17 protein-coding genes and 1 tRNA gene are annotated in these 20,301 nt (G+C 37.9%); 16 read left to right on the forward strand and 2 right to left on the reverse strand.

Going from position 1 to position 20,301, the window contains the following annotated elements; translation table 11 throughout:
- Positions 1 to 22: 22 nt before the first annotated feature.
- The 9 genes from ruvB (at position 23) to EDX97_RS07470 (ending at position 10,789) form a co-directional block, all read left to right on the forward strand.
- A complete protein-coding gene (gene ruvB, locus EDX97_RS07430; RefSeq protein WP_128520653.1) occupies positions 23 to 1,018 on the forward strand; it encodes a Holliday junction branch migration DNA helicase RuvB in 996 nt (331 codons plus the stop codon).
- Between the two features lie 60 nt (positions 1,019 to 1,078).
- Complete coding sequence (gene uvrA / locus EDX97_RS07435) at positions 1,079 to 3,910, forward strand: excinuclease ABC subunit UvrA (RefSeq protein WP_128520521.1); 2,832 nt, start codon at positions 1,079 to 1,081, stop codon at positions 3,908 to 3,910.
- A complete protein-coding gene (hprK, locus tag EDX97_RS07440; RefSeq protein WP_128520522.1) occupies positions 3,903 to 4,850 on the forward strand; it encodes an HPr(Ser) kinase/phosphatase in 948 nt (315 codons plus the stop codon). Before uvrA ends, hprK begins: the two co-directional genes overlap by 8 nt.
- 3 nt (positions 4,851 to 4,853) lie before the next feature.
- Positions 4,854 to 6,311 carry a prolipoprotein diacylglyceryl transferase gene (lgt, locus tag EDX97_RS07445; protein WP_128520523.1) on the forward strand — a complete coding sequence of 486 codons (1,458 nt, stop codon included), beginning with the start codon at positions 4,854 to 4,856 and terminating at the stop codon, positions 6,309 to 6,311.
- An 80-nt stretch (positions 6,312 to 6,391) separates the two neighbouring features.
- Positions 6,392 to 7,318: an NAD(P)/FAD-dependent oxidoreductase gene (locus tag EDX97_RS07450; RefSeq protein ID WP_128520524.1), complete on the forward strand. Its 927-nt coding sequence runs from the start codon at positions 6,392 to 6,394 to the stop codon at positions 7,316 to 7,318.
- 39 nt (positions 7,319 to 7,357) lie between these two features.
- On the forward strand, positions 7,358 to 7,681 hold the full coding sequence (locus EDX97_RS07455) for a cyclic-di-AMP receptor (RefSeq protein ID WP_128520525.1): 324 nt from the start codon (positions 7,358 to 7,360) through the stop codon (positions 7,679 to 7,681).
- A gap of 67 nt (positions 7,682 to 7,748) precedes the next feature.
- Positions 7,749 to 8,984: a phosphoribosylamine--glycine ligase gene (gene purD / locus EDX97_RS07460; RefSeq protein ID WP_128520526.1), complete on the forward strand. Its 1,236-nt coding sequence runs from the start codon at positions 7,749 to 7,751 to the stop codon at positions 8,982 to 8,984.
- On the forward strand, positions 8,984 to 10,648 hold the full coding sequence (locus tag EDX97_RS07465) for a formate--tetrahydrofolate ligase (protein ID WP_128520527.1): 1,665 nt from the start codon (positions 8,984 to 8,986) through the stop codon (positions 10,646 to 10,648). The genes purD and EDX97_RS07465 overlap by 1 nt, the downstream gene beginning before the upstream one ends.
- Before the next feature lie 55 nt (positions 10,649 to 10,703).
- Positions 10,704 to 10,789 (forward strand) — tRNA-Leu (locus EDX97_RS07470).
- 141 nt (positions 10,790 to 10,930) lie between these two features.
- Here the strand turns inward: EDX97_RS07470 and EDX97_RS07475 are convergent.
- Positions 10,931 to 12,112, reverse strand: coding sequence for a hypothetical protein (locus EDX97_RS07475; RefSeq protein ID WP_183164306.1), 1,182 nt, complete (start codon positions 12,110 to 12,112; stop codon positions 10,931 to 10,933).
- A gap of 253 nt (positions 12,113 to 12,365) precedes the next feature.
- On the opposite strand from EDX97_RS07475, the gene deoC reads away from it, so the two are divergent.
- The 7 genes from deoC (at position 12,366) to EDX97_RS07510 (ending at position 19,643) form a co-directional block, all read left to right on the forward strand.
- Entirely contained in the window at positions 12,366 to 13,076 is a 711-nt protein-coding gene (deoC, locus tag EDX97_RS07480) for a deoxyribose-phosphate aldolase (protein ID WP_128520529.1), read from the forward strand.
- 20 nt (positions 13,077 to 13,096) lie between these two features.
- Positions 13,097 to 15,454, forward strand: coding sequence for a glycyl radical protein (locus EDX97_RS07485; RefSeq protein WP_128520530.1), 2,358 nt, complete (start codon positions 13,097 to 13,099; stop codon positions 15,452 to 15,454).
- 47 nt (positions 15,455 to 15,501) lie between these two features.
- A complete protein-coding gene (locus tag EDX97_RS07490; protein ID WP_128520531.1) occupies positions 15,502 to 16,398 on the forward strand; it encodes a DNA/RNA non-specific endonuclease in 897 nt (298 codons plus the stop codon).
- A 34-nt stretch (positions 16,399 to 16,432) separates the two neighbouring features.
- The gene (locus EDX97_RS07495; RefSeq protein ID WP_128520532.1) at positions 16,433 to 16,777 is read left to right on the forward strand and encodes a hypothetical protein; all 345 of its coding nucleotides are present in this window, start codon (positions 16,433 to 16,435) and stop codon (positions 16,775 to 16,777) included.
- A gap of 52 nt (positions 16,778 to 16,829) precedes the next feature.
- Positions 16,830 to 17,684 (forward strand): acyl-CoA thioester hydrolase/BAAT C-terminal domain-containing protein, encoded by an 855-nt coding sequence (locus tag EDX97_RS07500; protein ID WP_128520533.1) that lies wholly within the window; start codon positions 16,830 to 16,832, stop codon positions 17,682 to 17,684.
- 14 nt (positions 17,685 to 17,698) lie between these two features.
- Positions 17,699 to 18,049, forward strand: coding sequence for a thioredoxin (trxA, locus tag EDX97_RS07505; protein ID WP_338076165.1), 351 nt, complete (start codon positions 17,699 to 17,701; stop codon positions 18,047 to 18,049).
- 67 nt (positions 18,050 to 18,116) lie between these two features.
- On the forward strand, positions 18,117 to 19,643 hold the full coding sequence (locus EDX97_RS07510) for a Cna B-type domain-containing protein (protein ID WP_128520535.1): 1,527 nt from the start codon (positions 18,117 to 18,119) through the stop codon (positions 19,641 to 19,643).
- Positions 19,644 to 19,676: 33 nt separating this feature from the next.
- On the opposite strand, the gene EDX97_RS07515 is transcribed toward EDX97_RS07510, so the two are convergent.
- On the reverse strand, positions 19,677 to 20,270 hold the full coding sequence (locus EDX97_RS07515; RefSeq protein ID WP_128520536.1) for a DUF4186 domain-containing protein: 594 nt from the start codon (positions 20,268 to 20,270) through the stop codon (positions 19,677 to 19,679).
- Between the last annotated feature and the right edge of the window lie 31 nt (positions 20,271 to 20,301).

Consider the following 20,301-nt stretch of genomic DNA (forward strand, 5'->3'; position numbering starts at 1 on the left):
AATTGGATTGAATACAAGAACAATGGATGCACAACTTCAAGAACAAGATAATCTGGAAGTAAGTTTGCGTCCCCAAACCTTGGATGAATATATTGGTCAAAAGACCTTAAAAGCGAATTTATCGGTATTTATCAATGCCGCGAAACAACGAAATGAAGCATTAGATCATGTACTCCTTTATGGTCCACCAGGACTTGGAAAAACAACATTGGCTTATATCTTAGCCAATGAAATGCATGGCAATCTTAAAACCACATCGGGCCCTTCCATTGAAAAAAGTGGGGATCTAGCTGCAATCTTATCTACATTAGAACCCGGTGATGTCCTCTTTATCGATGAGATCCATCGACTTCCTAAACAAGTAGAAGAAGTCCTCTATCCCGCTATGGAAGATTATTGTTTAGACATTGTTGTAGGCAAAGATAGTGCCACGACCCATTCCATTCGTTTGGACCTTCCTCCCTTTACTTTGGTGGGAGCCACTACGCGGGCTGGTGATTTAAGTGCACCCTTGCGCGATCGTTTTGGCATCACTTCTCAATTGGAATACTATTCGTTAGAAGAATTGTCACAAATCGTTGCACGTACCAGCCGTGTCATGAATACCACTTGTGAAGAAGAAGCCGTCAAAGAAATTGCTTTACGCTCTCGAGGCACACCACGTATTGCCAATCGTTTATTCCGTCGAGTTCGTGATTTTGCCCAAGTATACAATGACGGAGTTATTTCTTTAGATATTGCCAAACAAGCTTTGGACCGTCTTCAAGTCGATAATTTAGGCTTGGATCGCGTAGACCATAAATATTTAAGAGGCATCATTGAACGCTTTCGTGGTGGACCCGTTGGCTTGGAAGCCATTGCTTCAAGTATTGGTGAAGAACCCAGTACCATTGAAGATGTCTATGAACCATATTTACTCCAAATTGGTTTCATTAATCGTACACCACGAGGTCGTATTGCGACGCATAAAGCCTATGAACATTTGCACATTAGTTATCAGCAAGATATCTTTGAGTAAAAAGATGGAAGTGTCCATCTTTTTTCGTTATAATGAGTCGCGAAAGAAAGGGGATGTACTATGGCGCAAAAATATATAGACATTAAAGGTGCTCGTGAAAATAATTTAAAAAATATCAATGTGAAAATTCCCAAAGATCAATTTGTGATCTTGACTGGGGTATCGGGTTCAGGCAAATCTTCACTCGCATTCGATACAATTTATGCCGAAGGACAACGACGCTATATGGAAAGTTTGTCCAGTTATGCTCGTCAATTTTTAGGCAATAGCGAAAAACCCGATGTAGATGAAATTTCGGGTTTATCCCCAGCCATTGCGATTGATCAAAAAACTACGTCCAATAATCCTCGATCCACCGTTGGTACATCCACCGAAATCTATGATTATTTACGACTTTTATATGCACGCGTTGGTACGCCGTATTGTCCCCATCATCATATTCCCATCACTGGAAATACCATCAAAGAAATGGTGGATAAAATCATGGAACTACCAGAAGGCACGCGTTGTACCATTTTGAGTCCAGTGGTTTCTGGTAAAAAAGGCATGCATAAAGACTTATTGAATGATCTAGGAAAAGAAGGCTATGTACGAGTTCGCGTGGATGGCGAAATCAAATATATCGAAGAAATGGATGATTTGGAAAAAAACAAGAAACATACGATTGATGTTGTTGTCGATCGTATCATCCGTAAAGACAATCGTTCTCGTTTTTATGATTCTTTAGAAACTGCTTTACAATTAAGTGATGGCTTAGCCATCTGTATGACACCCGATGGTGAAACCCTCTTCTCGAGTAACTATGCTTGTAAGATCTGTGGCTTTTCGGTACCGAAACTCGAACCACGCTTGTTTTCCTTTAATGCACCATTTGGTGCTTGTCCGACATGTAATGGATTAGGCATTACCCAAAAAGTAGATATTGATCTATTGATTCCCGATTGGGATAAAAGTATCAACCAAGGTGGTATTCGTTATTATAAAAATATCGTGAATACCGAAAATCTAGAATGGCAGCGTATTGATGCCTTGATGAAATATTATGAAATCGATAAAGACTTGCCATTAAAGAAACTCAAGAAAAAAGATCTAAATTATATATTATATGGATCGGATGTAGCCATTGCGTATACATTGCATTCTCGTTCTGGCATTACCCAGACAAAACTAGAATATATCGAAGGGGTTTGTCCGATGATCGAACGACGCTATCGAGAAACCGGATCGGCTTTTTCAAGAGAATGGTATGGATCTTTTATTTCCAATCAAGAATGTCCGGATTGTAAAGGGGCTCGTTTAAATGAACAAGCACTGTCTGTTCAAATACAAGGCAAAAATATTTATGAATTTACGCAAATGAGCATTCAAGAAGCACGACAATTTATGGCACATTTGGAACTGAATGACATGCAGAAAAGCATTGCCAATTTAATTGTCAAAGAAATATCCAATCGTTTAGAGTTCTTGGACCATGTCGGTTTGGGTTATATGACATTGGATCGTTTGGCCGGTTCGTTAAGTGGTGGTGAAGCCCAACGCATCCGTTTAGCTACGCAGATTGGTTCCAAATTAACCGGAGTTATGTATGTATTGGATGAACCAAGCATTGGTTTACATCAACGCGATAATGATAAGTTGATCAATTCATTAAAAGAAATGCGAGATTTAGGTAATACTTTGATCGTTGTCGAACACGATGAAGATACAATGCGTGCTTCGGATTATATTGTGGATGTAGGTCCAGGAGCTGGTGTTCATGGCGGCACCATTGTTGCAGCCGGTACACCCGAAGAAGTAATGGCCAATCCAAATTCGTTAACGGGTGCATATTTAAGTGGTCGTAAATATATTCCAATTCCGAAAAAAAGACGAAAAGGCAATGGCAAGAAAATTCGCATTGTCCAAGCTCAACAAAATAACTTAAAGAAAGTCACAGTGGATCTCAAATTGGGTACGTTTACCGTTGTGACTGGGGTATCCGGTTCTGGTAAGAGTTCCCTTGTGACGGAAGTATTGACCCATGGAATCCAACATACATTAGGAAAAGCACATGTGCAACCCGGTAAAGTCAAAGCCATCAAAGGCTTAGAGAATATTGATAAGTTGGTAGAAATTTCGCAAGATCCTATTGGACGAACACCACGATCCAATCCTGCTACGTATACAGGTGTATTTGATGATATTCGTACGTTATTTGCACAAACCAAAGAAGCCAAATTATTGGGATATGATAAAAGTCGCTTCTCTTTCAATGTGAAAGGTGGTCGTTGTGAAGCATGTCAAGGCGATGGCATCATTAAAATTTCGATGCAGTTTTTGCCGGATGTCTATGTGAAATGTGATCAATGCGATGGCACGCGATATAATGAAGAAACGTTACAAGTTAAATATAAGGGTAAATCCATTGCGGATGTTTTGGATATGACTGTCGATGAGGCCGTGACCTTTTTTGATTCCGTATCCAAGATCAAGCATAAGCTACAAACATTAGCGGATGTGGGATTGTCTTATATTAAATTAGGTCAATCCGCTACAACGTTGAGTGGTGGGGAAGCACAGCGTGTCAAGTTGGCGAGTGAGCTACAGAAAAAGCCGACGGGCAAAACATTATATGTATTGGATGAGCCAACTACCGGTTTACATAGTGATGATGTAAAAAAATTAATCGATGTTTTACAACGTTTGGTTGATCATGGTGATACAGTATTAGTAATTGAACATAATCTAGATGTCGTGAAATGTGCCGATTGGTTAATTGATATGGGTCCAGAAGGAGGCGACCAAGGTGGAACGGTTGTTTGTACAGGTACACCGGAACAAGTTGCCCAAGTGGAATCCAGTTATACCGGTCAGTATTTAAAGCCGTTGTTAGAAAGAGGCCACTATGAATAAAGTCACAGTCAGAGATTTAGCGGAAAAATTTCATTGGAAAGTTGTTGTTGGCGAACAAGAAGCTTTCAATCGACCTGTCAAAGTAGCAGATACTAATCGTCCGGGATTGGAGTTGGCTGGTTATTTTCCTGATTCGATGACCAAACGATTGGTGATCATCGGTGAAAAAGAAAGTAAATATATTGAAGAAGAAATGGATCAAGTTTCGCAGCGACGGGCTTTTGAATTTTTAACTAGTGATGAAACACCAGCCATTGTTGTGTGTCATGAACAACCCGTTCCGGAATCTTTGATCGATATTGCACAGCGAAAGAATTTTCCGGTTTTCACAACGAAAGTTAACACATCACAAGCCATCATCAATGTAACCAATTATTTAGATGAACAATTAGCGGAATCTATGATCATTCATGGAGAACTGATGCGGATTTTTGGTGTGGGCGTCTTGATCACAGGTCGTTCTGGTATGGGAAAAAGTGAAATCGCTTTGGAATTGGTCAAAAAAGGACATCAGATCATTGCGGATGATCGTGTGGATTGCTATCATATTCATAATGGTTTGATTGGTCGTTGTCCGGAATTGCTGCAAGGATATATGGAAATGCGTGGTATTGGTGTCATCGATGTGACTCGTATGTATGGTGTCAGTTCGTTTTCACCACAAGCACAAATTCGTTTACATTTGGTTTTGGAACCATTTAAAGATTCCGTACAATACGATCGCGTGGGTATTGAAGAAAAGGAATATACAGAAATTTTTGGCGTTAAGATCTTAAAACAACGCATTCCAGTTAGTTCTGGTCGGCCTATGTCTACTATTATTGAAACAGCTGTTACGAATTATTTATTGATGCAAAATGGTATTGATTCTGCCAAAGAATTTGAGCAACGAGTAATTTCTCAAATCGAAAAGAATAAAGAAGAAGAGGATGATGCGTAAGGTATGCAGTTTTTTCCGAATTCAAAAATATTTGTGTCATTTGGCACGCTTCATATTACTTGGTATGCCATATGTATTTTGACAGGGGCACTGATTGCTTATGCACTTTGTCAAAGAACAATCAAAAAATGGGGATATGCCAGTGCCTTATTGGAAGATTATTTGTTTCCCCTTTTATTGATAGGCATTCTGGGTGCGCGTATTTATTATGTGATCTTTGAATGGAGCTATTATTCTCAACATGTGGAAGAAATCGTGGCTATCTGGCATGGTGGATTAGCCATTCATGGTGGAATCATTGCGGGCTTGTTGTTTAGTCTTTATTATTTTCATAATCATCATGTTTCATTCTTACGTATGTTTGATCTGATCATGCCCAATGTTTTATTGGCACAAGCCTTTGGTCGTTGGGGCAACTTTGCGAATCAAGAAGCGTATGGACAAATTGTCTCAGCTTCTTACTACAAATTTTTTCCATCGTTCATAAAGAATCAAATGTTTATTGATGGTTACTATCGACAACCGACATTTTTATATGAAAGTTGTTTAAATTTATTGGGATTTCTTTTGATTTCCACCATTGGTCGAAAGAAGTTGTATCGACATCGCGGTGATTGTGGTTTCATGTACTGTGTTTGGTATGGCATTACGCGTTTTATAGTGGAAGGCATGCGTTCGGATTCTTTGATGATTGGATCTTTCCGGATTGCACAGATCATTTCGGTTATTGCGATCATTATTGGTTTGATTGGTTTAAAAGGCGTTTTTCATCGTATTTTTGGATGGTATCATAAACCAGTGATCCTCTTGGATGTAGATGGTACCATTTCTTCTAGTAAAGCTTGTGTTGCCCAAATTTGGACAGACATTTTTCAAAAATATCGTCCGGATGATGTATTGACCCAAGACCAAAAAGATTCTTTTTCCGGTCCAACGGTAGAGGAAACCATTAAACAATACTTTCCTAATGAAGATGGTAAAAAGATTCATGAAATGTATGATGCATTATATGAAAAATATGCATCCCAAATGGTCTTGGCCATTCCTGGTGTAGAAGATACGATTCAACATCTACATGATGATGGCTATTTAATTGGTGTGGTATCGAATAAGACCACAAATTTGATTGAAATTGATCTAAATTTGATTGGGATTGATTCTTGTATTGATTGTGTCATTGGTGCCGAAAACATGCCAAAGCCCAAGCCGAGTTCGTCTGGTTTGGTAGCTGCTTGTGATGCTTTAAATGTCGGTCATGATGATTTGGTTTATGTGGGGGACACGTGCCAAGATATACAAGCAGCTCGTAATATGGCAGCGTATTCGATTGCGTTTAGTGCGTATTCATCCGAGAAAAAGGAATTATTGGTGTATGATCCTTGTCGCTTGATTCATTCATTTAGTGAACTGCAAGATATTGTGCAAGAAAGTCGAGCTTGGTGTGATACACGTATTTGGTGATTTGTAAATCACCATTTTTTATGCATCATTTTTGAATTTTTAGCAAAGTTAATTCATACTAATAAAAAAGGAGAAATACAATGGAAACAAAAACATTTGATTTGATTGTTATTGGTGCGGGACCAGCTGGTATGACAGCAGCGATTTATGGTTCTCGTGCTGGATTACATACAGCAATGATTGAAAGTGGTGCACCAGGTGGTAAATTGTTGAAGACCTTTAAAATTGCGAACTACCCAGGCACACCCGATGTGAATGGAGCCGACTTAGCAGCAACGATGTTTGAGCAATCGACCGCATTTGGAGCGGAATATGTATATGGAGATGTTGTTGAAATTACCAAAGATAAAGAAGTGAAATTGGCCGATGGTACAGTGTATAAAGGCAAAGCCGTTATCGTGGCAACCGGTACGCAAGAAGCAATGATGGGTATTCCTGGTGAAAGAGCCAATGTGGGTCATGGCGTAAGTTTCTGTGCGGTTTGTGATGGAGCTTTCTTTAGAGATCAGCCAGTTGCGGTAGTCGGTGGCAATAACTCCGCTTTAGAAGAAACAGCTTTCTTATCGCAGTTTGCCAGTAAGATCTACATTGTTGTTCGTGGCGATGATTATACAGCCGAGCCAAGTAATCAACAATTGATTGAAGGAAATGACAAGATTGAAAAGATCACGAACGCAAAGCCAGTGGAAGTATTGAGTGAAAAAGGTAAAGTAACAGGCTTGGTGATCGAAGATGCGAAGACGCATACACAGCGGACCTTGGATGTAAAAGGCATTTTCCCATATGAAGGAGAAAATCCAATGAGTTCGGCTTTGGTTTCTTTGGATGTAGTGAATACACGTGGTTATGTGGTCGTTGATGAAAATCGTATGACCAAAGTACCAGGCATCTATGCAGCGGGTGATATTGTGGATAAAGATCTTCGTCAAGTGGTTACCGCAACCAATGATGGCGCAATCGCTGCACAACATATCAATCGCATGATTAAAATGAAAAAGTATCAATAACGAACATTTGTATTATAATAACGGTAGGAGGAAGTACGTATGAAACTCATTTTAGCCATTATTTCAAATGATGATAGTACGGCACTTATTCGTGGTTTGAATAAGGAATCGTATCAAGTCACAAAGTTGGCAACAACGGGAGGGTTCTTACGTGCTGGCAATACCACTTTATTGATTGGTTGTGAAGCTGAAAAAGTACAACGCGCTATTGAAATCATTGAGAAGTATTCTTCACAAAGAGAAGAGTTGGTTCCAAATACAGCTGGTTATGATATGGGCGCATTTTCAACCTATCCCGTAAAAGTGACAGTTGGCGGCGCGACCGTTTTTGTCTTGGATGTCGAACAATTTTTAAAACTTTAAAAATAGAGCTATATAGCTCTATTTTTTTTGGTACAATAAATGCGACGAGGAAAAGAAGGAGTAGACTATGAAAATATTAGTTGTTGGGAAAGGTGGTCGTGAACATGCGTTGGCATTGGCTTGTTCCCAATCACCATTATGTACAGAATTATATGCTGCGCCTGGAAATCCAGGTATGGCACAATTTGCACATTGTGTAGAAATTAGTGACAGTGATATTGATGGATTGGTGGCTTTTGCGAAAGAAAAAGCAATTGATTTAACGGTTGTTGGTCCGGAAGCTACGTTGGCATTAGGTATTGTGGATGCATTCCATGATGCGGGATTAAAGATTTTTGGTCCGACGAAAGCAGCTACACAAGTCGAATCGAGTAAAGATTTTGCGAAGAAGATCATGGCTAAGTATGATATTCCAACAGCTGCGTATCAAACATTTGATAATGAAGAAGATGCTTGGGCATATGTACAAGCCCAAGGAGCACCGATTGTTGTTAAGGAAGATGGTTTGAAAGCTGGAAAGGGTGTAACGGTTTGTCAAACGATTGATCAAGCCAAAGAAGCATTGGATGTTGCCTTTGCGATTGAAGGCAATCGCGTTGTTATTGAAGAATGTTTGGTAGGCTTTGAATTTTCATTGATTTCATTGGTTCATAACGATAAGGTATATCCTTTAGAAGTAGCTCAAGACCATAAGCCAGTTGGTGATGGTGATGTTGGTGCGAATACCGGTGGTATGGGTTCGTATAGTCCGGTTAAAAAGATTACACCCGCTTTAAAAGAAGAAGCCTTGGAAAAAATTATTTATCCAATGGCTAAAGCGATGGTCAAAGAAGGCGTACCATTTACAGGTTTCTTATATGGTGGTTTGATGGAGACCAAAGATGGTGTGAAGACAATTGAATTTAATGCTCGTTTTGGTGATCCTGAAGCCGAAGTTATTTTACCTCGCTTGGAAAGTGATTTTGTGCAAGCCATGTTAGATGTCATGGACGATAAACCAGTTGATTTAAAATGGACCAAACAAGTTAGTCATGGTGTAGTCATGGCAAGTACCAATTATCCACAAAGTTCAACCAAGGGAGCTGTGATTGAAATTCCGGATGATCTCAATGGTTATGTGTATCATATGGGAACGAAGATGCAAGATGGACTTTTAGTGACCGATGGTGGTCGTGTATTGATGGTTACTAATATGGCGGATACATTGGAAGAAGCATTTAAAAAGACATATGAAGATGTAAAACGTATTCAATGTTCGGATTTATTCTATCGTCATGATATTGGAAAGAAGGATATGGACTAATGACAGATTTAGAGATTGCTCAAGCAACGCCAATGGAACCCATTCAAAAAGTGGCTGCAAAGATTGGGATTCCAGAAGATGCATTGGAATATTATGGAAAATATAAAGCTAAATTATCTTTTGATTATTTAAAATCGATACAAGATCAACCACAAGGAAAATTGATCTTAGTAACAGCTATCAACCCAACCAAAGCAGGAGAAGGAAAAAGTACGACAACCGTTGGTTTAGGTGATGCTTTGAATCGCTTAGGCAAGAAAACGATGATGGCTTTGCGTGAACCAAGTTTAGGTCCTGTCTTTGGTTTAAAAGGTGGAGCAACGGGTGGCGGCTATGCCCAAGTTGTACCTATGGAAGATATCAACTTGCACTTTACGGGTGATATGCATGCGATTACGACCACAAATAACTTAGTTTGTGCTTGTTTGGATAACTCGATTCATCAAGGAAATCCATTACATATTGATCCAACCAAAGTCACTTTTAAACGTTGTCTAGATATGAACGATCGTACCCTTCGTGATATTACGATTGGTCAAGGATCGAAAGCCAATGGGGTAGAGCGTAAGGATGGATTCAATATTACCGTTGCTTCTGAAGTCATGGCAGCTCTTTGTTTGGCTGATGATTTAATGGATCTAAAAGAGCGTTTTGCTCGTATGCAAGTGGCTTATACCTATGATGGTGATCCAGTTTATGTACGTGATCTAGGTATCCAAGGTGCCATGGCGATGGTTATGAAAGATGCGGTTTTACCAAACATCGTACAAACTTTGGAACACAATCCTGTATTGATCCATGGTGGTCCATTTGCGAATATTGCCCATGGATGTAACTCTGTCATTGCGACAAAAGCTTGCTTAGAGCTAGCAGATTATACAGTTACAGAGGCTGGTTTTGGTGCCGATCTAGGTGCGGAAAAATTCTTAGATATTAAATGTCGATTGGCCAATTTGAAACCAAATGCGGTAGTAATCGTAGCAACGATTCGTGCGTTGAAGCAACATGGTGGTGTTGCTTTTGAAGATTTGAAAGAAGAAAATGTGGATGCGATGTTAGCTGGTTGTGGTAACTTAGCGAAACATATCGATACGGTCCAACAATTTGGTTTACCTTATATTGTTGCGATCAACCAATTTGAATCCGATTCACCAAAAGAAATTGAAGCATTAGAGAATTGGTGTAAAGAAAATGGTCATCCAATGTCTTTGTCTCAAGTATGGGCAAAAGGTGGCGAAGGTGCATTGGATCTGGCGCAACAAGTTATTGCGCTTTGTGATCAACCAAATACATATGCACCATTGTATGATGTCCATGCATCCATTGAAGATAAGATCAATACCATTGCCCAAAAAGTATATGGTGCCGATGGCGTTGATTTTACGGATGAAGCAAAAGCTCAGATTGATACATTTAATCGTTTGGGTTGGAATGAATTACCAATTTGTATGGCCAAAACCCAGATGTCATTAACCGATGATGGAAAGATCATGGGTCGTCCAACTGGATTTCGGATTACGGTTCGTGAATTACGTCCAAGTTTAGGCGCTGGCTTTATCGTAGCCTTAACAGGTAAGGTATTAACGATGCCTGGTTTACCAAAACATCCAAGTGCATTGGATATGGATATTGATGAGAACGGAAAGATCGTTGGATTATTCTAAGAGAAGAGGGAAACCTCTTCTTTTTTTGTCAGTTCATGATATAATAAAACCACTTGCAGAAGTGGCGGAACGGCAGACGCGCTGTCTTCAGGCGGCAGTAAGAGCAATCTTGTGAGGGTTCAAATCCCTTCTTCTGCACCAAAGTCCATAAAGTCCTTTATTTAAAGGGCTTTTTATTTTTTATATCTTATTTATAGTTCTGTTATCCGTTTTCTGGGGTATCTACTCGCTTATTTTTTTGTACTATTTTTTGAATTTGTATCATATAAAATTTGTAGCCTATCAATTGATCAAATCCTGATGGATATAAATATTTTTATCATCCATTGCGAACTGTAGGTCTTGACTATATATTTTTTTCATTGATGTTAGAGTATCTATAAATGGCTTGACAAAACCACCTTGGTTTTGAATGAGTTCTTTCATTAGAGTTTCCGTATGATCATTATTCAAAGCAATTAGTTTATCTGAAGCAGAAATCAAAGATTCATCAATTGGCGTTTTACCTAATAACGGCGCTTTTTCAATTGTTTTACCCATAACCTTGCTTATAGTAGAGATTCCGTTTATGGCTTGTGATTCAACAGTATTTTTGACGTTTTTTTCTATAATATCATAGCATTCTGTATATAATTGCCGATACTCTAGTGAGTAATGACTCAGTTTATGAATGACAGATTGTATATAACAAGAATCAAATGATTCACTTAAAATAACTTCCAATAAGGAGGCAAAAGACAAAAGATAGAATGTCAGTTGATAATTGATTAGATCATTTTTTATAACATCAAGTTTCTTTTTAACATCCTTATCCATTAGCAAGAATTCTTTTTTAGAGGTTTCTTTACGGATTTGACTTTGATAGAAATCTATTTTTTGTTCTGCCATTTCTTTTATGTCTAGTGCTTTTAAATGATTATTCTTGAGATAAAAGTCATTGTTCCAATTATATTTGTAATTATTGATCACATCTGTTAGAAACAGTAAGCTTCCTTGCAATTCAGAGTGTTCCTTTTGCTCTAAAAACGATTGAATGTCTTTTTGTCCTTGGTTGATCGCATCCAATTTATGGTTAATTGCATAGAGAGTTGCGATTATAAATAGTAGGGTTGGATCTAAAGAAGTAACATTATTCAATATGGCTTGTCCGGCCACTTGGTTTGTATCATTAAAAAGAGTAGCTCCTATCAGTCCACTACCATCGATTCGCCTAGCTAAATGATGTCCTTTGGGAACTCTTACCCAATATAGACCGCTTTGATCATTTCCCAAAATCGCTTTTTGTAGCAGGTTTGCCACAGGTTCTAAGCCGGTGCCTAAGGCTAAAAATGACATATAAGGGATTTTTGTATAATTGTCGTCTTCCATAATTGACTCATCTTTTATAGGAAGAATAGAGATGGAAGACATTTGTTCAACTATTCTATTTTTCTTTTCTGATACAGTCATATCATTGTTCATCATTTTAATTCCTTTCTCTTTAGTTCGTGTAAACAAGATAACATTTAAGATCTTCTTTATTTTACTATTCTGATCCAAATAGTGAAAGTTTTATCTAGTCGATATACATAGAAAAAATATGTCATCAAATATTAGAAAGCCTTAAAAACGAACATAAAAGAAAATAAACAAAAAAATATAGTTGTATAACGAATGTAATATGCTATTATATAGATACAGGAGGAAAGATAACGAAAGTTATCGAACATATATTATAATGAAACCAAATAAACCAGCAAAAGAAATGACTACGAAAGAATTAGCAAAATACATTGATTACAGTGTATTGAAACCAGAATTTACAGAACAAGAGATTATTGATTTGACCAAAGATGGTGTGCAATTGGGATGTGCTACGATTTGTATCAACCCAGGCTATATGGATCTTTGCGAACCCTATGTCAAAGGATCAGAAACGATGCTTTGTCCAGTCACGGATTTCCCATTTGGTGATAGTTCCACTGAAAGTCGTGTACAACAAATTGAAGCTGTCGCAAAATGTGATACAGTAAAAGAAGTAGATATCGTTGCCAATTTTGGTAAGATTCGTTCTGGAAAATTGGATGAAGTAACAGAAGATTTAAAAGCATGTGCTGATGCAGCTCATAAATATGGACGTGCATTGAAAGTTATTTTGGAAACCGATGCATTGACGAAAGAAGAAATCAAGGCTGGATGTCATTGTGTCATGGATTCGGGCGCCGATTTCATCAAGACAAGCACAGGATTCTTAACGGGACATGAAAATGTCGGTGCTACACCAGAAGTTATACAATTGATCATGGATGAAAACCAAGGTAAATGCAAGATCAAAGGGTCTGGTTGCATCCGTACACGTGAACATTTCTTAAAATTAATTGATATGGGTATTGATCGTATGGGTGTTGGCTATCGTTCCGTGCCTGTTGTACTTGATTTGAAAAAATAATGAAGGAAGGGGTCTGACTTATGATCAACGAACGTACAAAACGACTTCGTGAAAAGATGGAAAAACGTAAAGCAACAATTTGTGCGCAAAGAGCTGTTTTATATACGCAATCTTTTCAACAAACTGAGGGTGAACCTTATATTTTACGTAAGGCCAAAGCGTTTGCTTATACCTTAGAGCATATGACCATCTATATAGAGCCAGACTCTTTAATTTTTGGAAATCAGGCATCCCAAAATTTTGCAGCACCAATCTTTCCAGAATATTCCATTCAATGGGTCATTGATGAATTGGATACGTTTGCAAAACGATCGGGAGATATCTTTTATATTGATGAAAAAATCAAAGAAGATCTTCGTTCAATTGCACCTTATTGGAAGGGACATACACATGAAGATCGCGTCAATGCTCATATCACCGATTCTATACGAATGGCTGAAAAACAAGGCGTTCTTCATCGCGGTGGTATTTCGATGAGTGGCGATGGCCATATCGTACCAGATCATGAAACAGTATTGAAACAAGGGTTTCGTACAATCATAAATACTGCAAAAAGAAAATTGAAAGAAAATCTTTCGGATGAACAGTTGGCTTTCTATCAAAGCGTGATTGTTTCTTTAGAAGGTGCATTGACATTCTTTAAACGTTATGGAAAACTTGCACAAGAATTGGCGATAAGTGAAACCAATCCCATTCGTAAACAAGAATATGAAAATATGTCTACTATGGCCTTGACCATGATGGAACAAGGAGCTCGCAGTTTTTATGAAGCGGTAGAAGTTACCTATATGATTCATGTGCTTCAGATGATAGAAAGCAATGGTCATTCATTCTGTTATGGACGGTTTGATCAATATATCTATCCATATTATCAAAAAGACTTAGAATCTGGAGTGATTACTTCCAAGGAAGCTTTAGAAATTATCACTCATATGTTTATCATGAATTCCTCCCTAAATAAAGTGCGTCCTTATGGTCATACAAAGTTTTCACAAGGATATCCATTGTACTCCAATTTAGTTGTGGGTGGATTAAAACCAGATGGTACGGATGGAACCAATGATTTGACATATTTGTGTATTGAAGCCATGCATCAATGTCGATTATCTGAACCGAACTTTTCGGCTCGCTATCATGTTCAATCACCAAGATCGTATTTACGAGCTTGTGCCCAATTGATTCGCACCGGATGTGGTATGCCAAGCATGTTCAATGATGAAGTTGTTGCCAAAGGAATCATGGACCTCGGTATTCCAAAAGAAGATGCTTTGGATTATTGTCCAATTGGCTGTGTTGAAACTGGAGTTCCTGGAAAATACGGACATCGAGCAACTGGCATGACCTATGTCAATTGGGGAAAAGTATTAGAAATCATGCTCCATGATGGGAAAGATCCCAATACAGGAATCTGTATGTTGAAAGGACGATCAAAAGACACATATGACCAATTGTGGAACGAATGGAAACGCTACTTAAAATTTTATTCCGATATTAGCGTGGCATGTGATGCCATTTGTGATGAAAGCTTGGAAATCTATGATGCGGATCCACTTGCTTCTTGTTTCATTCAAAACTCAATGAAACTTGGTAAGACCTTGAAACAAGGTGGTTGTAAATACGATGTGATCTCGCAATCCAATATTGGTCCATCGGTCGTAGGCAATTCTTTATATACGATCAAGAAACTTGTGTATGAAGATCACACATTGACATGGGAACAATTGCTGAACGCCATGGATGAAAATTGGCAATCGGAGGAATCCATGCGCATACGCAACAAAATATTACGTTTGCCTAAATTTGGAAATGACATCGATGATGTGGATAAAATCGTTGCGGATGTGTTTGATTCTTACTTGGAATTATTACCTTCGTATCATACAATTCGCCAAGACAAAGGACCGGAGGTAAGTTGTTATACAATGTCGACTTCGAATATCACATCTTATGTGCCAAATGGTTTTGTGGTTGGTGCCACACCAGATGGCCGTATGGCAGGTAGTCCATTGAATGAAGGATGTTCACCAACCCAAGGCACCGATCAGACAGGACCTACAGCTCTAATCAATTCCGTATCCAAATTACCAAACGTACGGGTAGCTGCTGGACAACTGTTAAATATGCGATTGAGTCCACAAACGCTAGCAGGCGATGCCAATTTGGAACGCTTTATTGACTTCTTGATTGTTTCTGCAAAAAAAGGCATTTATCATAATCAATTTAATGTTGTATCATCTCAGGAACTGAAAGAAGCACAAAAAGATCCAGAAAAACATACGGATCTGATTGTTCGTGTAGCTGGATATTGTGCCCAATTTGTATCGTTGATGCCAGAAGCACAAAATGCCATCATCGCACGAACCGAGAATATCTTATAAGTCATAGTTCGATGAATTATGGCTTTTTTATGTGGTATACTATTTTTATGAGAAAGAGATTGTTTGTATTCTTCTGTTCGCTGCTTGTATTCTTTAGCACGGCTTGTGTACATGCGCAACAAGGAGATATCGATGTATCAGTAATTCCTGCCTATTCTGGTACGCCCTATGTAGAAATCAATAATAATGTGCCGTCATTTACGGATGATGAAAAATCCACAACGGTGTATCAATCCTACTCCAAATGGGATGATTTGGGACGGTGCCATCAAGCCCAGGCTATTTTAGGAAAAGAGACCATGCCAACCAAAAAAAGAGGATCCATTGGTATGATCAAACCAAGTGGATGGCATACGGTCCGGTATGATGATTTAATTGAAGATCATTATTTATACAATCGATGTCATTTGATAGCGTATATGTTGAGTGGACAAAATGCGAATAAATATAACTTAATTACGGGCACCCGATATATGAATGTCGATGGTATGTTACCATTTGAAAATCAGGTTGCTGATTATATACGATCCACCCATCATCATGTCCTCTATCGTGTTACACCCATCTATGATGGGAATGATTTGGTAGCACATGGCGTACATATGGAAGCCTTGTCGATGGAAGACCAAAATCTATCGTTTAATGTATTTGTCTACAATGTCCAACCGGGCATTACAATTGATTATGCAACCGGTGATAGTCATCGTACGGAAAATACGAGTACAGAAACAAATACACAAACTGAAACGGAAACTACAAGTACAGAAACACAAACCGAAACAACAAGTACAACATATATATTAAATCCAAACACTCATGTCTTTCATCGACCCGATTGCTTCAGTGTAAAACGAATGAGTGAAAATAATAAAATCACATCAACAGATTCTCGTGAAACAATCATCAGTGAAGGATATCGACCTTGTAAGAACTGTAATCCATAAACATGGATTACTTTTTTTACGTTATAATGAAACCATGTGGAAACGAATACTACTTTTGATTTTTTTCTTAGTTGGTTGTACCTATAGTCAAGATGCCAAACCCATTTATCTGAAAGATTATGTACAAGTGGAATACCAAGGCAATCAAATTGAAGACATCAAAGTGAAGAAAAACATAAAAAAGAAATTTGATCAAACCAATGAAGTGGAAATGCAATTTGTGAAAAGCATTCATTTGACGACCAAAACCAAACAAGTAAAAGAAGGACAACATATTACCATTCATGTATCGTATGATCCGGAATTGTATGAACAAATCAATTATCATCTCTATCCGGAAAACAATAAAACAATGGACTATGTGGTTCATTTTAGATAAATTAAAACTTTTGTGCATTGACAAATAATAAGCAATACAAGAAGATTTAACTATGAAATTCAATTATAAATTTGATGAAGATGGCTTCTCTGCTCGGTACTATCAGGGAAAAGCATCGAACACCTCGATATTGATCATCTTAAGTACCATTCGTAATGATGTGATTGCGAAAGCATTTACAGAAGAAAACATGGATACCCTTGCTTTAGATGTTATTGAACCCGGACGTGAAGTATCTCTCGATGATATTTCGTTTGTTGCCCAAACCATGCATTCCCAAGGCTATGAGCACGTTGGTTTATGGGGTTGGGGTTTTGGTGGAAGCATTGCGCTAAGCGTAGCTAGTCACTATCCAGATGATATTGATCTTGTGATCGCAGTCAATCCATTCGACCTTTTATATCAGCCATTGTCGATCAAACCAACTTCTATGACGATCTTGTATAAAGGATTGCCTTTGCCACTATTAAAACCGGAAACCAAGATGTGGAAACAAGTAGCTCGTGAAATGAAATTTAGTCATGAATTTCATACTGTCGATCGGTATGAGCAATGTTTGGCTTATGGTTTAAAAGAAGAAATGATCATTCCCGTAGAAAATATTCAATGCCCTATTTTGTTGATTTCTTCACAAAATGATGTAGTTTTGCCAAGTGAGTATGCTTGTCGACAAATTGTTCGTCGTCTTCAAGATAGTGACTATCGATATGGAGCCCGACATCTACAATATCAAGTGGTGAGTCATGCGATCATACCACCAAAAGCCTTTCATAAAGACCATATTTTATATCGTCGTTTATTCCAAATTGAAAGAAATTATCCAAAACATTGTCACAAAGCAAGAGAAGATGCACTTCAAAAAACCCTTGCCTTTATCAATGATAAATGGCCAGAGGCAAATGAATAGACAACGATTTTCCCATTGGTTACAATGAACTTAACAACAGGAGGATTTCTAGAATGGTAAATAAAGTAAATACAGAACAATTCAATGAATTAATGAAAGAAGATGCCGTTTTGGTTGATTTTTCAGCTACTTGGTGTGGACCATGTAAAATGTTGACACCAATCATGGCTAGCGTTTCCGAAAAATTAGCTGGCAAATGCAAAGTTGTATCCGTTGATGTCGATGAATCCAGCGATTTGGCAGAAAAATTTGGTATCATGGCTGTACCTACAGTGATCTTATTTAAAAAAGGCGAACAAGTGAATGCTTTTTCAGGATTTATTCCAGAACCAAAAGTACTTGAATTTGTTGAAAACAATCTATAATCGTTTAAGCATTGGTTGTATCCAATGCTTTTTTTTTAGTATAATGAAATAAAGAAGGAGCTTTATTATGAAAAGAAATCATGCAATGGGTATTTTATTTGCAGCAACAATGGTATACTCCAATTTTGGAAGTGTCCCTGTTTATGCACAAGAGACAACAAACTATAATGATGCGGGTACGGTTCAACTTGTCAAAGATGGAACACCAGTCAACGAAGATACAGAGGTAACGATCAATGATCAAATGGTCATGCAAATTAATGATGTCAATTTTGATGGTAACGATTTAACCTTGAATTTACCAAATATTGATGTACAAGAAGAAAATGTGACGGTTGATAGTCAGCCAGTTGATGTAAAAACTACCGATAATAAAGGTCAAGTCAGTGAAATGACATTGGAAGATGTTTCAGCTGGTACACATTCGGTTGAAATTCCATTTACGGTACAAAAAGATACGACCTTTGAAGATGTACAAGTAGAAAAAGATACAACCGATGAATCTACAACGGATACGGATGATTCATCTGCCGAAGTGGAATCAAGCGATGAAACAACTGCAGATACAACAGAAATCAAAGATATCAATATCACTTTGGATGATACAAACATAAAGACCGTCTCTTTACAAGGTGTCATTGATTGGGGTAAAGATGTGAAAGATTCCCAAAAACCAGAAGAAGTAAAAGTGACATTATTGGCCAATGGACAATCTACAGGAGATTCATATGAAGTCACTGGTAGTGATTGGAAATTTACGTTTGGACAAGAACCAAAGTATACCGATGATACCCAACAAACAGAAGTTGATTATTCTGTTGAAGTGGAACCTGTTGATAACTTTACAAGTGAAGTCAAAACCAATGCGAAATCCAATGATACGGTGAAGTACATTGATGTTGATATGACATCCACCGATGCCAAAGATGAAACGACAACTGACGACAAAACTACCGATAATACAACGACAGACCAATCCGCTACGGATAAAACAACAGATGATACAAAAACTTCAGATACAAAATCGACTGATCAATCTACAACCACTACAAACAATACAAATAATCAGACCAATGTGGAAATGAAACAAAATAACATTGAAGTCAATGTGGAGAATGTTCAACAAAACAACATTCTTGTGATTGATCAATCCACAGATACGGAAGTTTTAGCAACCGATAATACCGATGAAACTGTGAATGTACAAGGTAAGATCGTTTGGAAAGATGATTCCGATAAAAATAAACAACGGCCAAAAACGGTAACGGTTATCTTATATGCCAATGATAAACAATACAAAGCCATGGAAGTACAGGGCAGTGATGATCAATGGACATTTGAATTCAAAGGATTGCCAAAGAATGATGAAAATGGCAATGCCTATACATATACCATTAAAGAAAAGGCATTAAGCCATTATCGTGGTGATGTCAGTGGATACACTTTAACCAATACATACATTGGTCAAAATACACAAACGACATCGGGAACCAATACAGGTACCCAAACAAATTCCGGATTATATATGGGCGTTGGGGCAGCAGCCATCGTTGTGATCGTGATCCTAGTGGCCTTAAAACGTAAACAAAGCTAATTATAAAAATGAAAGTGAACCGAAAAAAACGGTTCACTTTTCCATTTGACGAAATAACCAATCCATAATGACCTGACAGATATAGTTTTGTTCTTTATCTGTTAGGTCTTTTTCTTTGGGAATATGATGCCATTTATACAAACAATTCCGACAACATGTACCCGTTGCATGTTGCGCTAAAAATACAGGATGGCCCTTCATCGGTGTTTGTTTACCATCATGATGCGGATGGGCCGGTGCTAAACGCGACGCAATAAAATCATGCGCATGTTGATCAATGGTTTCCCATCCTTTTTGTTGGATGTAGGTACGATCCTTTTTACGTAAATAAAACGAAGAACGAAATTTTGAATGCGACAAACGCACAAACAAATCATCGTTTGGTGAATAATCAATTTGGGCTTTCTTAGCTTGTGAAACCTGCTGATTGGTTGGAATATGATAGATCTTACCATCTTTGATCAATGTTGGACCGGTTGAAACAAAACGAAATAAAATATGTTTTTGGATACATTGGTCTCGAATATCTAAGATCCAAGAAAAATCACAATTTGGATCTGCCAAACACTCGATCACATCCGTATCAAAATCAATTGATATGGGTTTATCTACATGAAGTATTTTCATAAATTCATCATAGAAAAAAAGACGTTGATTC

This window comes from Absicoccus porci, from assembly GCF_003725415.1.
GTDB lineage: Bacteria > Bacillota_I > Bacilli_A > Erysipelotrichales > Erysipelotrichaceae > Absicoccus > Absicoccus porci.

Excerpts from the sequence above, each read along its gene's own strand:
- ruvB (WP_128520653.1), top strand. The coding sequence starts at position 23 with ATGGATGCACAACTTCAAGAACAAGATAATCTGGAAGTAAGTTTGCGT.
- uvrA (WP_128520521.1), top strand. The coding sequence starts at position 1,079 with ATGGCGCAAAAATATATAGACATTAAAGGTGCTCGTGAAAATAATTTA.
- hprK (WP_128520522.1), top strand. The coding sequence starts at position 3,903 with ATGAATAAAGTCACAGTCAGAGATTTAGCGGAAAAATTTCATTGGAAA.
- lgt (WP_128520523.1), top strand. The coding sequence starts at position 4,854 with ATGCAGTTTTTTCCGAATTCAAAAATATTTGTGTCATTTGGCACGCTT.
- EDX97_RS07450 (WP_128520524.1), top strand. The coding sequence starts at position 6,392 with ATGGAAACAAAAACATTTGATTTGATTGTTATTGGTGCGGGACCAGCT.
- EDX97_RS07455 (WP_128520525.1), top strand. The coding sequence starts at position 7,358 with ATGAAACTCATTTTAGCCATTATTTCAAATGATGATAGTACGGCACTT.
- purD (WP_128520526.1), top strand. The coding sequence starts at position 7,749 with ATGAAAATATTAGTTGTTGGGAAAGGTGGTCGTGAACATGCGTTGGCA.
- EDX97_RS07465 (WP_128520527.1), top strand. The coding sequence starts at position 8,984 with ATGACAGATTTAGAGATTGCTCAAGCAACGCCAATGGAACCCATTCAA.
- EDX97_RS07475 (WP_183164306.1), bottom strand. The coding sequence starts at position 12,112 with ATGATGAACAATGATATGACTGTATCAGAAAAGAAAAATAGAATAGTT.
- deoC (WP_128520529.1), top strand. The coding sequence starts at position 12,366 with ATGAAACCAAATAAACCAGCAAAAGAAATGACTACGAAAGAATTAGCA.
- EDX97_RS07485 (WP_128520530.1), top strand. The coding sequence starts at position 13,097 with ATGATCAACGAACGTACAAAACGACTTCGTGAAAAGATGGAAAAACGT.
- EDX97_RS07490 (WP_128520531.1), top strand. The coding sequence starts at position 15,502 with ATGAGAAAGAGATTGTTTGTATTCTTCTGTTCGCTGCTTGTATTCTTT.
- EDX97_RS07495 (WP_128520532.1), top strand. The coding sequence starts at position 16,433 with ATGTGGAAACGAATACTACTTTTGATTTTTTTCTTAGTTGGTTGTACC.
- EDX97_RS07500 (WP_128520533.1), top strand. The coding sequence starts at position 16,830 with ATGAAATTCAATTATAAATTTGATGAAGATGGCTTCTCTGCTCGGTAC.
- EDX97_RS07510 (WP_128520535.1), top strand. The coding sequence starts at position 18,117 with ATGAAAAGAAATCATGCAATGGGTATTTTATTTGCAGCAACAATGGTA.
- EDX97_RS07515 (WP_128520536.1), bottom strand. The coding sequence starts at position 20,270 with ATGAAAATACTTCATGTAGATAAACCCATATCAATTGATTTTGATACG.